Source organism: Streptomyces sp. NPDC087845 (assembly GCF_044742755.1).
Lineage (GTDB): Bacteria > Actinomycetota > Actinomycetes > Streptomycetales > Streptomycetaceae > Streptomyces.
Genome location: NZ_JBIUVC010000023.1, coordinates 18305 through 32107, shown reverse-complemented (window position 1 = coordinate 32107; position 13803 = coordinate 18305). Strand labels below are relative to the sequence as shown.

General features: G+C 70.6%; 11 protein-coding genes and 1 tRNA gene. 7 read left to right on the top strand and 5 right to left on the bottom strand.

Translation table 11 applies throughout. From position 1 onward, the window contains the following. Positions 1 to 134: 134 nt before the first annotated feature. Positions 135 to 980 carry a MurR/RpiR family transcriptional regulator gene (locus ACIOMQ_RS36605; protein ID WP_401269677.1) on the bottom strand — a complete coding sequence of 282 codons (846 nt, stop codon included), beginning with the start codon at positions 978 to 980 and terminating at the stop codon, positions 135 to 137. Between the two features lie 174 nt (positions 981 to 1154). Between ACIOMQ_RS36605 and ACIOMQ_RS36600 the strand changes: the two genes are divergently transcribed. Next, a complete protein-coding gene (locus ACIOMQ_RS36600; protein WP_362207207.1) occupies positions 1155 to 1574 on the top strand; it encodes a hypothetical protein in 420 nt (139 codons plus the stop codon). 578 nt (positions 1575 to 2152) lie between these two features. Here the strand turns inward: ACIOMQ_RS36600 and ACIOMQ_RS36595 are convergent. Further along, a complete protein-coding gene (locus ACIOMQ_RS36595; RefSeq protein ID WP_362207206.1) occupies positions 2153 to 3559 on the bottom strand; it encodes a cystathionine beta-synthase in 1407 nt (468 codons plus the stop codon). 155 nt (positions 3560 to 3714) lie between these two features. Between ACIOMQ_RS36595 and ACIOMQ_RS36590 the strand changes: the two genes are divergently transcribed. From ACIOMQ_RS36590 to ACIOMQ_RS36580, 3 genes are all read left to right on the top strand, one after another. Then, a complete protein-coding gene (locus ACIOMQ_RS36590; protein ID WP_402192093.1) occupies positions 3715 to 4896 on the top strand; it encodes a GDSL-type esterase/lipase family protein in 1182 nt (393 codons plus the stop codon). Between the two features lie 130 nt (positions 4897 to 5026). Then, a complete protein-coding gene (locus ACIOMQ_RS36585; RefSeq protein ID WP_401269671.1) occupies positions 5027 to 6247 on the top strand; it encodes an acetyl-CoA C-acetyltransferase in 1221 nt (406 codons plus the stop codon). A gap of 608 nt (positions 6248 to 6855) precedes the next feature. Continuing rightward, positions 6856 to 7686, top strand: a complete 831-nt coding sequence (locus ACIOMQ_RS36580) for a hypothetical protein (RefSeq protein ID WP_401269749.1) — start codon at positions 6856 to 6858, stop codon at positions 7684 to 7686. A gap of 71 nt (positions 7687 to 7757) precedes the next feature. On the opposite strand, the gene ACIOMQ_RS36575 is transcribed toward ACIOMQ_RS36580, so the two are convergent. Beyond that, positions 7758 to 8075, bottom strand: a complete 318-nt coding sequence (locus tag ACIOMQ_RS36575) for a hypothetical protein (RefSeq protein WP_362207204.1) — start codon at positions 8073 to 8075, stop codon at positions 7758 to 7760. Positions 8076 to 8175: 100 nt separating this feature from the next. On the opposite strand from ACIOMQ_RS36575, the gene ACIOMQ_RS36570 reads away from it, so the two are divergent. Then, entirely contained in the window at positions 8176 to 8403 is a 228-nt protein-coding gene (locus ACIOMQ_RS36570; protein ID WP_362207203.1) for a DUF4287 domain-containing protein, read from the top strand. A gap of 92 nt (positions 8404 to 8495) precedes the next feature. Here ACIOMQ_RS36570 and ACIOMQ_RS36565 read toward each other — a convergent pair whose 3' ends face one another. Together ACIOMQ_RS36565 and ACIOMQ_RS36560 are read right to left on the bottom strand one after the other, a co-directional pair. Further along, positions 8496 to 9383, bottom strand: coding sequence for a Bax inhibitor-1/YccA family protein (locus ACIOMQ_RS36565; protein WP_362207202.1), 888 nt, complete (start codon positions 9381 to 9383; stop codon positions 8496 to 8498). Between the two features lie 275 nt (positions 9384 to 9658). Next, positions 9659 to 9744, bottom strand: a tRNA-Leu gene (locus ACIOMQ_RS36560). A 612-nt stretch (positions 9745 to 10356) separates the two neighbouring features. On the opposite strand from ACIOMQ_RS36560, the gene ACIOMQ_RS36555 reads away from it, so the two are divergent. Together ACIOMQ_RS36555 and ACIOMQ_RS36550 are read left to right on the top strand one after the other, a co-directional pair. After that, positions 10357 to 11127: an ABC transporter ATP-binding protein gene (locus ACIOMQ_RS36555; RefSeq protein WP_362207200.1), complete on the top strand. Its 771-nt coding sequence runs from the start codon at positions 10357 to 10359 to the stop codon at positions 11125 to 11127. A gap of 58 nt (positions 11128 to 11185) precedes the next feature. Continuing rightward, positions 11186 to 13711, top strand: a complete 2526-nt coding sequence (locus tag ACIOMQ_RS36550) for an ABC transporter permease (protein WP_401759646.1) — start codon at positions 11186 to 11188, stop codon at positions 13709 to 13711. The last annotated feature ends 92 nt before the right edge of the window (positions 13712 to 13803 follow it).

Below are 13803 nucleotides of genomic sequence, written 5' to 3'. Positions count from 1 at the left end.
CGGTGCCTGAGAAAGGGAGACACCGGGACAGAGAGACACCGGGCACGGAGACGCCGGACAGAGGGACGCCGGGCAGGGGGACGGCGGCCAGGGGTCCGCCGGGACAGGGGTCCGCCGGGACAGGGGCACGCCCGTCACTCGACGAACAGCCCCCGCGCCGCCGCCCGCGCGTCGAACTCCTCCAACCGCGCCTGCGCGTCGGGCAGGTCGTCGCACATCGCCTCCAGCAGCACCCGGCCCAGCAGCATGGGCGCACACGCGGTGTCGAAGGCGAGCCCGGTGCCGACGGCGGCCGGGATCAGCAGGTCGCTGTATTTGGCGACGGGCGCGAAAGCGGAGTCGGCGACCGACACGACGGCCAGCCCCTGCCCCTGCGCGTACGCGAGGGTGTCCACGACCTCCTTCGGATGGCGGGGCAGCGCGAAGCAGATCAGCGCCGTGGCACCCGCCCGCCGCGCGGCGTCGATCCGGTCGGGCAGCATGCTGCCGCCCTCGTCGAGCACCCGGACGTCGGGGTGGACCTTCGCCGCGAAGTACCCGAAACCGCGCGCCTGCGAGGAGGCGGCCCGCAGCCCGAGCACCGGCAGCGGACGCGAGGCCGCCAGCAGCCTGCCCGCGCGCTCGACGGGCCCGGGGTCGGCCAGCAGCTCGGCCAGATGCCGCAGATTCTCGATCTCGCCGAGGACGGCCTGCTGGTACTCGTTGTACGCGTCGTCCCCGCCCCCCGGCCCGGTCTCGGCGGGAGCGACCTCCCGCAGGTGCCTGCGGAGCGCCGGATAGCCGTCGAACCCGAGGGCCACGGCGAACCGGGTGACGGACGGCTGGCTGACCCCGGCGAGCTCCGCCAGCTCCACACTCGACAGGAACGGAACCTCCCCGGCCCGGCGCACCATCGAGTGCGCGATGCGCCGCTGGGTCGGTGTGAGCCGACGCCCCTCGAAGAGCTGCTGCAACCGCGCGGCCGGGCTGCTCCCGCTCATGCTGTCCCCTCGGTAGATCCGTCGCACCACGGTCCGGCGCCGACAAATCCATTCAGCCAGCAAGGCGCCTGCATGTCCATATGCAACGGTGGTGGAGGCCCCACCCGCCGCCGCAGGGAAAGAGGGGGGTTAGCCCCACTGCCCGGGGCGCTCCCGATTCGTACCGTAAGGGACATGGAAACCCGTGACCCTGAGCTCAAGAGCGAGCTCGATGCCACCCTGCATGCCCGTAGTGAGCTGGGTTCGGATTACGAGTCCGCGCTCGTCGAGTCCTTCCTGGAGAAGGTCGAACAGCGCCTCGACAACACGCTCGACCGTCGCGTCCGGCGCCACCTCGCCGAGCAGCAGGTCAGTGTCGCCAGGGGTGCGCGCACGCCGCAGCCGCTGGGGAATTTCGGCGAGCGCTACGGCTTCGGGATCATCTCGCTGATTCTGGCCATCCCGCTGTCGGCGATCGGCGCCGCGGCCGCCCACGCCGAGGGCCTGATCGTCGCCTGGCTCGGGATCGTCGCCGTCAACGCCGTGCACGCGGCCCGCAACTGGCCCTGGTTCCAGCGCCGTTCCGGGCGCGCGGAGTCCGACTGGGAAGACTGAGGGCCAAGGGCTGAGGGCGGAGGGGCGGAGGGGCGGAGGAGCGAGGGCGCGGAGACCCCGGCACGCCGGGCGTGCTCGGCATGCCCGGTGGTCCCGCGCCGGTCCCTGATCGCCTCCACGCCCCGGAGCCCGGCAGCGAGACCGCGGAACGTACCGCACTGCTCGCGAGCCGGGCGGCCGCGCCGGGGCCGGATGGAGGCGCCGCCGGTCCGCGCCCGAGGGCGCACAGGGACATATGCGGGCGTACAGATGTATCGCGGGCGTACACGGGCGTACAGGTGTATACGCGGGGACCGCCGCACCCCCGGTTTCCCGGGGGGCGGGACGACGGCGGTCCCCGCGAGGGACACGGTCCGGGTCAGGGCCGGTCACCGCGTCCGGGCGACGGTGGAGGTCCGGGAGCCGCTCCGTAGTCCGTGTCGCCGTATCGGGCGTCGGCGGGCTTCCCTGCCGACGCCCATCAATGTGCCGGACTCGTGTTAAGCGGGTGCTGCGCGTACGTGTCGCGCTCGTACCGTTTTCGCGAAGCCCGGCCTCCCGGCCGCGAAGCCCGGCCGGCCGTCACGGCATGGCGGCCGTCACGGCTTGGCGGCCGCCGCGTCCTTGGCGAGGAACGCCAGCAGGTCCTGCCTGCTGACCACACCCTTCGGCTTGCCCTCCACCAGCACGATCGCCGCGTCCGCCGCGTCCGTGCCGCCGAGCACCGCCATCAGGTCCTCGACCGGTTCGCCGGAGCCGACCTGCGGCAGCGGCGGCGACATGTGCTTCTCCAGCGGGTCGGAGAGCGAGGCGCGCTGGGCGAACAGTGCGTTCAGCAGCTCCCGCTCCACCACCGAACCGATGACCTCGGCGGCCATCACGTCCGGGTGGCCCGCGCCCGGCTTCACGATCGGCATCTGCGAGACGCCGTACTCGCGCAGGACGTCGATCGCCTCGCCGACGGTCTCCTCGGGGTGCATGTGGACGAGCGTCGGAATCGGGCCGTCCTTGTGGTCGAGCACGTCCCCGACGCGTGCGGACGGGCCGGTGTCCTCCAGGAAGCCGTAGTCGGCCATCCACTCATCGTTGAAGATCTTGCTCAGGTATCCGCGGCCGCTGTCGGGCAGCAGGACGACGACGACGTCGTCCGGGCCCAGGCGCTTCGCGACCTCCAGGGCGGCGACGACCGCCATGCCGCAGGAGCCGCCGACCAGCAGCCCCTCCTCCTTGGCGAGGCGGCGGGTCATCTGGAAGGAGTCCTTGTCGGACACGGCGACGATCTCGTCCGTGACCGTACGGTCGTAGGCGCTCGGCCAGAAGTCCTCGCCCACGCCCTCGACGAGGTAGGGACGCCCGGAGCCGCCGGAGTAGACCGACCCCTCCGGGTCGGCTCCGACCACCTTCACCGAGCCGCCGCTGACCTCCTTCAGATAGCGGCCGGTGCCGCTGATCGTGCCGCCCGTGCCGACGCCCGCGACGAAATGGGTGATCTTCCCGTCCGTCTGCTCCCACAGCTCCGGACCGGTGGTCTCGTAGTGGGAGCGCGGGTTGTTCGGGTTGGAGTACTGGTCGGGCTTCCAGGCTCCCGGGGTCTCCCGGACCAGCCGGTCCGAGACGTTGTAGTACGAGTCGGGGTGCTCGGGGTCAACGGCCGTCGGGCAGACGACGACCTCGGCACCGTAGGCGCGCAGCACATTGATCTTGTCCGTGGACACCTTGTCCGGGCAGACGAAGATGCACTTGTACCCCTTCTGCTGGGCGACGATCGCCAGGCCGACGCCCGTGTTGCCGCTGGTCGGCTCGACGATCGTGCCGCCGGGCTGCAGTTCGCCGCTCTGCTCGGCGGCCTCGATCATGCGCAGGGCGATGCGGTCCTTGACCGAACCGCCGGGGTTGAAGTACTCGACCTTGGCCAGGACCGTCGCCTGGATGCCGGCCGTCACACTGCGCAGCCTCACCAGCGGGGTATTGCCTACGAGACTGATCATCGAATCGTGGAATTGCACCGTGTACTCCGGGGTCTCCGAGATGGTGCGGCAAGGGTATGCGTACGGGCCCGGGATTGGGCGAAGCGATTGAGCGACGGTCCCCGCGGGGCAGTTAGCTGTATGTACGGCGGTACGGCAACGAGGAGGTGGACCGGACTGTGTCGAGGGCAAGGGTGGCACGGCGGATCGCGGCGGGCGCGGCCTACGGCGGCGGCAGCATCGGGCTGCTCGGCGCGGCGACGGTGGGCGTCCTGCTGGCGGAGGTCCAGTTGGCGAAACGGCACGTGGGCGGCGGTATCGCACCGGTCCCGCCGTGCGCGGACGGGCGGTACGGGGTGGCGTTCACCGGCCCCGCCGACCCGCTGCGGCTGGGGTTGCTGGGTGACTCGACGGCGGCCGGCCAGGGGGTGCGCCGGGCCGGGCAGACGCCGGGGGCGCTGCTCGCCTCGGGGCTGGCGGCGGTGTCCGAGCGGCCGGTGGATCTGCGCAATGTGGCGCAGCCGGGCGCCCGGTCGGACGATCTGGAGCGGCAGGTCTCGCTGCTGCTGGCCGATCCGTCCCATGCGCCCGACGTCTGCGTGATCATGATCGGGGCGAACGATGTGACGCACCGGATGCCCGCCACCCAGTCCGTGCGCTGTCTGACCACCGCGGTGCGCAGGCTGCGTACGGCGGGCGCGGAGGTGGTGGTCGGCACGTGCCCGGACCTCGGCACGATCGAGCCGGTCTACCAGCCGCTGCGCTGGCTGGCCCGGCGGGTGAGCCGGCAGCTGGCGGCGGCCCAGACGATCGGCTCGGTGGAGCAGGGCGGGCGCACGGTGTCGCTGGGCGACCTGCTGGGGCCGGAGTTCGAGGCGAATCCGCGGGAGCTGTTCGGGCCGGACAACTACCACCCGTCGGCGGAGGGGTACGCCACCGCGGCGATGGCGGTCCTGCCCACGCTCTGCGCGGTCCTGGGGCTGTGGCCGGAGTCCGACCGGCTGGACGGGGCCCGGCGCGAGGACATGCTGCCGGTGGCCAAGGCGGCCTCCCAGGCGGCCAGGGAGGCCGGTACGGAGGTCACGGGGGCGCGGGCGCCCTGGGCGCTCCTCAAGCACCGCAGGCGCCGTCGTCTGCCCGCCACCACGGAGCCCCATCCGCACCCGGGGACGGAGCCGGAGCCGGTGCCGGTGCCGGAGGCGGAGGCGGAACCGCAGACCGAGCGGTTGGGAGCCGAACCGGACGCCGAGCCGGGCGCCGAGCCGGAGACACCCTCCGGGCCGCACGAGGAGCCGCGCGACAAGACCCCCTCGGAGCCGCGCGAGAACCCGTACGGGGAGTCGCACGGGGAGCCGCGCAACCTCCCCGCCAACTGACCGGCTGAGCGGTCGCTTAGAAAAGAGGTCCGCGTCACATGCGCTGCCCGGTGACCCAGCATCTACGTACAGGTAACTTCCAAGTCAGCACCTGCCAGAACCCGCCTTCCAGCCCTCATGGAGCCGCGTGATGCCCGAAGCCGTGATCGTCTCTGCTGCCCGTTCCCCCATCGGCCGGGCCTTCAAGGGTTCACTGAAGGATCTGCGTGCGGACGACCTGACCGCCGTGATCATCCAGACCGCGCTGGCCAAGGTTCCCGAGCTGGACCCGAAGGACATCGACGACCTGATGCTCGGCTGCGGCCTTCCCGGTGGCGAGCAGGGCAACAACCTCGGCCGCATCATCGCCGTGGCAATGGGCATGGACCACCTTCCCGGCTGTACGGTCACCCGCTACTGCTCGTCCTCCCTCCAGACCAGCCGGATGGCGCTGCACGCCATCAAGGCCGGCGAGGGCGACGTCTTCATCTCGGCCGGTGTCGAGATGGTGTCCCGCTTCACGAAGGGCAACTCCGACAGCCTGCCGGACACGCACAACCCGCTGTTCGCCGACGCCGAGGCCCGCACCGCGGCCCGCGCCGAGCAGGGCGGCGAGGACTGGCACGACCCGCGCGAGGACGGCCTGGTCCCGGACGCCTACATCGCGATGGGGCAGACCGCGGAGAACCTGGCCCGCCTCAAGGGCGTCACCCGCCAGGACATGGACGAGTTCGGCGTCCGCTCGCAGAACCTCGCCGAGGAAGCCCTCAAGAACGGCTTCTGGGAGCGCGAGATCACCCCGGTCACCACCCCGGACGGCACGATCGTGGCGAAGGACGACGGCCCGCGCGCGGGCGTCACCATGGAGGGCGTGCAGGGCCTGAAGCCGGTCTTCCGTCCGGACGGCCTGGTCACCGCGGGCAACTGCTGCCCGCTCAACGACGGCGCCGCCGCACTCGTGATCATGTCCGACACCAAGGCGCGCGAGCTGGGCCTGACCCCGCTGGCCCGGATCGTCTCGACCGGTGTCTCCGCCCTCTCCCCCGAGATCATGGGGTACGGACCGGTGGAGGCCAGCAAGCAGGCGCTGAAGCGGGCCGGGCTGACCGTCGACGACATCGACCTGGCCGAGATCAACGAGGCGTTCGCCGCCCAGGTGATCCCCTCCTACCGCGATCTCGGCCTGCCGCTGGAGAAGGTCAACGTCAACGGTGGCGCCATCGCCGTCGGCCACCCGTTCGGCATGACCGGTGCCCGGATCACCGGCACGCTGATCAACAGCCTGCAGTTCCACGACAAGCAGTTCGGCCTGGAGACCATGTGCGTGGGCGGCGGCCAGGGCATGGCGATGGTCATCGAGCGGCTGAGCTGAGCCGCAGCGGAGGGTAGGGGTCGCCCGAGGCACGAGGGCGGCACCTGCCCGCAGCGGAGGCGAAGCGAAGCGCGACCACAGACCCGAGCGGCTGAGCTGAGCCGCAGCGGAGGGTAGGGGGTCGCCCGAGGTATGAGGGCGGCACCTGCCCGCAGCGGAGGCGAAGCGAAGCGCGACCACAGACCCGAGCGGCTGAGCTGAGCCGCAGCGGAGGGTAGGGGTCGCCCGAGGCACGAGGGCGGCACCTGCCCACAGCGGAGGCGAAGCGAAGCGCGACCACAGACCGAAGCGCGACTGCAAACCCGGCGGCCCAGTTGATCTCCCGGACAATGGCTGACATAGCCGTCAGGTCGTTCCCGGCCGAGGAACCGACAGGCTCCGAGCCCCGACCGTGACCGAATCTCCCCCAGGATGTGATCTATCTCCTGGGGGAGAGTCATTCCCGCAGGTCACACCCGTCTCAGGGTTAAACCCTAGGCCCAAAGACCTGTCCAATTCGTGACGTAATGCACTGACACCGGGCGCAGGTAGGAGACAAGCTGAGGTAGGAAGTCGGGGGATCGATTGAAACCGGGAGTATGTCAGTGAGCGTCATGTCTCTTGCCCTGTTGCTGACCACCGCCGCTGCCACGGCCGTGGGCGCCGCTGCTCTGCACGCTGCTCACGGGCTGCGCAAGCAGATCACGGCCCTTCGTACCGAGCTGGCCGCGACCCGCGTCCACGGCGCCGCCGTGCCCGCGCAGAGCCGCAACGACGCCACCCCGGCCGCCGAGATACGCGCGGCCGTCGCCGAGGCACTCGCCGAGGAACGGGAGCGCGAGCTCGCCGAGGCCCGCGCCTTCTGGGCCACCCAGGAAGCCCGCGACGCCGCCGACACCCCGTCCCTGCTGGGCGGTCTGACCGGGATCGGCGAGGAGGCGCCGTTCTTCCTGCCGCGCCAGGCCGATCTCGCCGGTCTGGAGGCGATGGACTTCGACGCCGCCGAGGCGCTCGAAGAGCTGACGGAACTCGCCGAGCTGGCGGACGTGACCGAGCTGCCCGAGACGGCGGAGTTCGCCGAGGACTCCCCCGAGCTGGCCGCGGCCCGTCGCCGGCACCCCTCGCACCCCGACTTCGTCCCCGTGCAGACCCCGGTCGTCACCGACCACGAGCGCACCGTGAACCGCCTGGAAGAGCTCGCCGACAGCCGTACGGAACTCGCCGACGTGCGCCCCGGCCCGCTCGGCACCCTCGATGTGTACGTCTTCGCCGACGGCACCACGCTCTGTATGACCCCCGGCCACCGCGAGACGGCCGAGCGCCTGGCCGAGTCGCTGCTGGCGGGTGAGCACCCGGTCCTGCTGGGCGGCTCCGGTGTCTCCGGCGCCTACGCCCTGACCTTCTCCTGCGGCAAGGAGAACGTCTACGTTCTCGCCGACCGCGTCATCGCCTCGTTCTGACCCCGGGACATCCGGGCAGAGCGGCTCTCGCCGACCGCCGCCCTCCGGGCCACCGGCCCGCCCGTCCACCGCTACGCGAACGCCCGCGCAGCCGCCTCCTCCACGAATTGCACGGCCTCGTCCAGCACAGCCGACGGGGCCGTTTCCAGTGCCACCGCCAAGTCGCCCCCCGCTACGGCGAGTTGGTCACCGATCGCGAAGATCCCGGCGTCCGGCATGATCCGCGGCTCCCGGCCCGGTGCCTCGATGCGCTGGGCACGCAGCGCCAATTCCCTGGCCGCGGCCAGTCCTTCGGCAGCCGCTCCGCGCTGCAGGCGGCTCTGCGGGGCGGCGCGCAGCCGGTCGGCGAATCGGTCCACGGCGGTGATCAGCGGGGTCGTATCGAGCACCCCGCGACCCTACGCGCCCTTCCGGGACGGTTGCCAACATGCCGATGCTCGGGCACGGTGTCGGGAAGGACCAGCAACGCGCAATGCGTCGGAGGCGCCGATGTCCCAAGTCTTCTCCGAAGAGACCCATCGCAACCTGCTCTCCCGGATCCCCCGCTGCACCGGTCGTGAAGTCGCCGACTGGCTCCGCACCGTAGAGGAAGGCCCCGCTCTCCGCTTCGAGGAGAAGGTCAGCTGGCTGCGGAGCGAACACGACCTCGCCTACGGACACGCGAAGGCGCTCATTCACGAGTACGACCTCAGAAGGGCCGCGCGCAAGCTGCTCTAGGCACCTCAGAGCGAAGCGGAACGGCCCTGTGTCTGCGGGCCGTTCCGCTTTCCGTTCCGCTTCCCGCGCCGTTCCCGGCGCGGGGCCGTGCGTCAGTCGTCGCCGCTGAGGATGGAGAGCAGACGCAGCATCTCCAGGTAGATCCAGACCAGGGTCATGGTGAGGCCGAAGGCCGCCAGCCAGGACTCCTCGCGGGGGGCGCCGTAGGCGATGCCGTCCTCGACCTGCTTGAAGTCCAGGGCCAGGAAGCACGCGCCGAGGATGATCCCGATGACGCCGAAGAGGATGCCGAGGCCGCCGCTGCGGAAGCCCAGGCCGTCACCGCCGCCGAACACGGCGAACAGCAGGTTGACCACCATCAGGAGCATGAAGCCCATGGCGGCGGCCATCACGAAGCCGTAGAAGCGGCGGGTGACGCGGATCCAGCGCATCTTGTACGCGAGCAGCACACCGGCGAAGACACACATCGTGCCCATCACCGCCTGCATCACGACGCCCGGCCCGATGTACGTACTGACCGCGCTGGAGATCACTCCGAGGAAGACACCCTCGAAGGCCGCGTACGAGACGATCAGCGCCGGGGACGGCCTGCGCTTGAAGGACTGGACGAGCGACAGCACGAACGCCACGAGGGCGGCGCCGATCGCGATGCCGTAGGACTTGCCGAGGTTGGCCTCGTCGACCGGCAGCAGGGCCCAGGCGAGCACCGCGCCGAGCACCACGGTGCCCAGCGTGATCGCCGTGCGCGTGACGACGTCGTCGATCGTCATCGCGCCCGAGCGCGCCGGTGCTTGCGGAACGCCGAACTGGGTGTCCTGCTGGGCGTAGGGGTTGGTGGCGTACGGGTTGGCGGCGGTGCCCTGCGCGTACGGGTTGGCGCCCGCCGCGGGGGCCCCGGCCTGCGGCGCCGCGTTGAAGCCCGCATATCCGTTGTCGCGGCTGAAGCCCCGTCGCGAGAAGACCGGGTTGCTGCTCCTCATCTCACTCCTCCATGGCCACCCTGCGTGGCCTTCCCACAAGAGTAATGGGTAGGCAAAAGACTCAGACTAGTGCTTGGGGAGGATCTTTGTGGAACCGACGGCATACGTCAGGTTCCGGTGGCGCCCGGATCCGGTCGGGACCAGTGGCGCGCGGATGCCCGGGTCCGGCCGTCGGACCGGCCCGCCGCAGCCGCGCGTGTGCCGTGCGCTGAGCGCTGAGCGCCGGAAGGATCATGTGCTGCGCGCCGCGCCACCCGCTCGCCCCCTGCGCGCGGTGGTGCCCGGAACCGGACTCGAACCGGTACGCCCCCGAGGGGCAGCGAGGTTTAAGCTCGCCGTGTCTGCATTCCACCATCCGGGCCTGGCGCGCGGCTCCGCGTTGGCACATGACCCTATCCGGGGACTTCCTCCGATCAGCGGATCGGTGGCGCGATGTTGTCTTATTTTATTGACCGTTTGAGGGGTCGTCAGCACCTGTGGGACGGCATCGTCACATGCCTGGGCCGGATAGCGGGCACGGCGAGCGGCCATCCGGATTGACGTAAAGTCGCCGCACCCGGACGGCGCATTCGCCGGGCGTATTCGCCAGGCGCGCGCCAGTGATCGCCATGGGCGCGCCACCCGGCCGGACAACGGCGCCGCCGGCGCACCCCGGGACGGATCCCGGTACCGGGCCTTCTGAGAGCCCCTCAGGGGCGAGGAATCCGCCGCTGTGACGCGGAACACGGTGTTCTCCCGGCAGCGGGTTGACGCCCCCGCCACCGCCCCGGACGGACGCCCTCAGGGTCGATGTCATACCGGAGGAGGACGCAGGGGTCCCCCGGTGCGACTCAAGGCGGCCTCAGGAACGGGCACCGGGACTGACGAACCGCGGCAATACGGCGGTGACGATGGAGAGGTTCCCCAGCAACCGAGCACAACCGAAGCGCACCCGGACGAGGTTCTCGGCCGGAGCCCGAATCAGGAGATTCCCGTGACCACCACTTCCACCGCACACCGCGTCACCACGGTGGCTGCCCGCGCCACGGATCTGTCGAAGGTCTACGGAGAGGGCGAGACCAGGGTCACGGCCCTGGACCGGGTCTCCGTGGACTTCCCGCAGGGCGAGTTCACCGCGATCATGGGCCCGTCCGGCTCCGGCAAGTCCACGCTGATGCACTGCGTGGCCGGCCTCGACAGCTTCAGCAGCGGCTCGGTGCGGATCGGTGACACGGAGCTGGGCTCCCTCAAGGACAAGCAGCTCACCCAGCTCCGCCGGGACAAGATCGGCTTCATCTTCCAGGCGTTCAACCTGCTGCCGACGCTGACGGCGCAGGAGAACATCACGCTCCCCATGGACATCGCGGGCCGCAAGCCCAACGCCGAGTGGGTGCGCAAGGTCATCGACATGGTGGGCCTCTCCGACCGGCTGACCCACCGGCCGACCGAGCTCTCCGGCGGCCAGCAGCAGCGCGTCGCCGTGGCCCGTGCCCTGGCCTCGCAGCCGGAGATCATCTTCGGTGACGAGCCGACCGGGAACCTGGACTCCCGCTCCGGCGCCGAGGTCCTCGGCTTCCTGCGCAACTCGGTGCGCGAGCTGGGTCAGACCGTGGTGATGGTGACCCACGACCCGGCCGCCGCCTCCTACGCGGACCGGGTCATCTTCCTCGCGGACGGCCGGATCGTCGACCAGATGATGCACCCCACCGCGGACGGGGTCCTCGACCGGATGAAGGCGTTCGACGCCAAGGGCCGCACCAGCTGACGCCCGCCCCGCCCCGCGCCCTCCTCCGGAACCCCTCCCCATCCCAGGACTGACAGACATGTTCCGTACCGCCCTGCGCAATGTGCTCGCGCACAAGGCCAGGCTGCTGATGACCGTCCTCGCCGTGATGCTCGGCGTGGCCTTCGTATCCGGCACCCTGGTCTTCACCGACACCCTCGGCAACGCCTTCCGCAACCAGTCGGCGAAGAGCTACGACGACGTCGCCGTCGCCGTCACCACCTACGCCAACCAGCGCGACGAGAAGACGCCCGGCATCACCGCCGCCACCCTGAAGAAGATCCAGGGTCTGGACGGTGTGGGCACCGCCACGGGCCGGGTCGACGGCTTCGCCGGGGTCGCCGACCCCGACGGCAAGCTGATCGGCAACGGCTGGACGAACACCGGCAGCAACTTCTCCCCCGGCAAGAACGGCAAGGACTCCGCGTACACCTTCGTCGACGGCAAGGGTCCGGACGCGGCCGACCGGATCGCGCTCGACGAGCAGACCGCGAAGAAGGGCAAGTACCACGTCGGTGACCCGGTCCGGGTCGCCACGAACGGGCCGGTGAAGGAGTACACCCTCGCCGGTGTCTTCACCACCGAGGACGGCACGGTCAACGCGGGCGGCAGCCTGGTCCTCTTCGACACCCCGGTCGCCCAGAAGCTGTACCTGAGGCCCGGCGAGTTCAGGGACGTCAACATCTCCGCCGCGGCGGGCGCCTCCGACGAGAAGCTGCTGGCCGACGTGAAGCCGCTGCTGCCCAAGGACGCCGAGGCCAAGACCGGCAAGGCGCTCGCCGACGAGCAGGCCGAGCAGATCCAGAAGGGCCTGAGCGGCCTCAACGGCATGCTGCTCGCCTTCGCGGCCATCGCGCTCTTCGTCGGCGTCTTCCTGATCACCAACACCTTCACCATGCTGGTGGCCCAGCGCACCAAGGAACTGGCACTGATGCGCGCCGTCGGCGCCTCCCGCCGCCAGGTCAAGCGCTCCGTGCTCCTGGAAGCGGCAGTGGTCGGCGCGATCGCTTCGGTCATCGGGTTCGTGCTCGGCCTCGGCCTCGCCACCGGTCTGCGTTCCGCGATGAGCCAGTTCGGCGGGAAGATCCCGGCCGGACCGCTGATCGTCTCGCCCACCGCGGTCGCCGCGGCGTTCGGCGTCGGCGTACTGATCACCGTGCTGGCCGCCTGGCTGCCCGCCCGCCGGGCCGCGAAGATCCCGCCGGTGGCCGCGATGAACAGCGTGCACGCGACGGCGACGGTCAAGTCCCTGGTGCTGCGCAACTCGATCGGCGGGGCGCTCGCCCTGCTCGGCGCCGCGGGCATCGTGGCGGGTGCGGCGGCCGGTTCGGACGGCCGGACGATCATCGGGGTCGGTGCGTTCTTCGCACTGGTCGGCGTCATCGTGCTGATCCCGCTGCTGTCCCGGCCGGTCATCGCGCTGGTCCGCCCGCTGCTGAAGCGGCTGTTCGGGGTCTCCGGCAAGCTGGCCGCGCAGAACGCGGTCCGCAATCCTCGACGCACCGGAGCCACCGCCTCCGCTCTGGCGATCGGCCTCACCCTGGTCACCGGCATCTCCGTGCTCGGCGTCACCCTCGGCCAGGCGATCGACCGGATGACAACGGACAACATCAGGGCCGACTACCTGGTCTCGATGGCGAACGGCGGTTCGCTCGACGAGTCGGCGCTCAAGGCCCTGGAGAAGGCCGACGGAGTCGCGGCCGTCTCGCCCCGCCAGGACGCCTGGATGAAGTTCGGCAACGAGGAAATCGGTGCCGCCGGGGTCACCCCCGGCGACGTGTCGAAGCTCTTCACCGTCAAGACGGTCTCCGGCTCGGTCGACTCGCTCACCGACGGCAAGATCGCCGTGTCCGAGGACACCGCGAAGTCGCGCCACTGGAAGACCGGTGACACGGTCCCGGTCACCTACGACGACGGCAAGAAGGCGAGCCTGAAGGTCGGCGCGGTCTACGAGGGCAACGAGTTCCTCTCCCCGGTCATGATCCCGAAGAACCTCCTGGACCCGCACGTCGCCCACGCCGACATCCGCGAGATCTGGCTGAAGATGGACGGCGGCGAGTCCGCGGCCAACGAGAAGGCCATCGTCAAGGCACTGGGCGACAACCCGGCGATGAGCATCATGGACCGCGAGGACATCCGGGACACCTTCGGCGGCTTCATCAACACCGCCCTGAACATCATGTACGGGCTGCTGGCGATGGCCCTGATCATCGCGGTGCTGGGCGTCGTCAACACCCTGGCCATGTCGGTCTTCGAACGCCAGCAGGAGATCGGCATGCTGCGGGCGATCGGCCTGGACCGGCGCAGGGTGAAGCGCATGATCCGGCTGGAGGCCGTGGTCATCTCGCTCTTCGGCGCGGTGATCGGCATCGGACTCGGTACGTTCCTCGGCTGGGCGATCGGGCAGACCCTGAAGTCCGACATCCCGCACTACGCCCTGGTCATTCCGTGGGACCGGATCGGGATCTTCCTGGTGCTCGCCGCACTGGTGGGCGTGCTGGCCTCGCTCTGGCCGGCGCGCAGCGCCGCGAAGCTGAACATGCTGACGGCGATCAAGACCGAGTAGCGGCCCGCCGGCAGCGGACAAAGACGGGGACAAAACGGCCGGGGGCCGGTACGCGCAGCGCGGAGCTGCGGGTACCGGCCCCCGGTCTTGTC

What these genes read in the sequence shown, in the direction of transcription:
- ACIOMQ_RS36605 (WP_401269677.1), bottom strand. Translation starts at nt 980, where the DNA reads ATGAGCGGGAGCAGCCCGGCCGCGCGGTTGCAGCAGCTCTTCGAGGGG.
- ACIOMQ_RS36600 (WP_362207207.1), top strand. Translation starts at nt 1,155, where the DNA reads ATGGAAACCCGTGACCCTGAGCTCAAGAGCGAGCTCGATGCCACCCTG.
- ACIOMQ_RS36585 (WP_401269671.1), top strand. Translation starts at nt 5,027, where the DNA reads ATGCCCGAAGCCGTGATCGTCTCTGCTGCCCGTTCCCCCATCGGCCGG.
- ACIOMQ_RS36570 (WP_362207203.1), top strand. Translation starts at nt 8,176, where the DNA reads ATGTCCCAAGTCTTCTCCGAAGAGACCCATCGCAACCTGCTCTCCCGG.
- ACIOMQ_RS36565 (WP_362207202.1), bottom strand. Translation starts at nt 9,383, where the DNA reads ATGAGGAGCAGCAACCCGGTCTTCTCGCGACGGGGCTTCAGCCGCGAC.
- ACIOMQ_RS36550 (WP_401759646.1), top strand. Translation starts at nt 11,186, where the DNA reads ATGTTCCGTACCGCCCTGCGCAATGTGCTCGCGCACAAGGCCAGGCTG.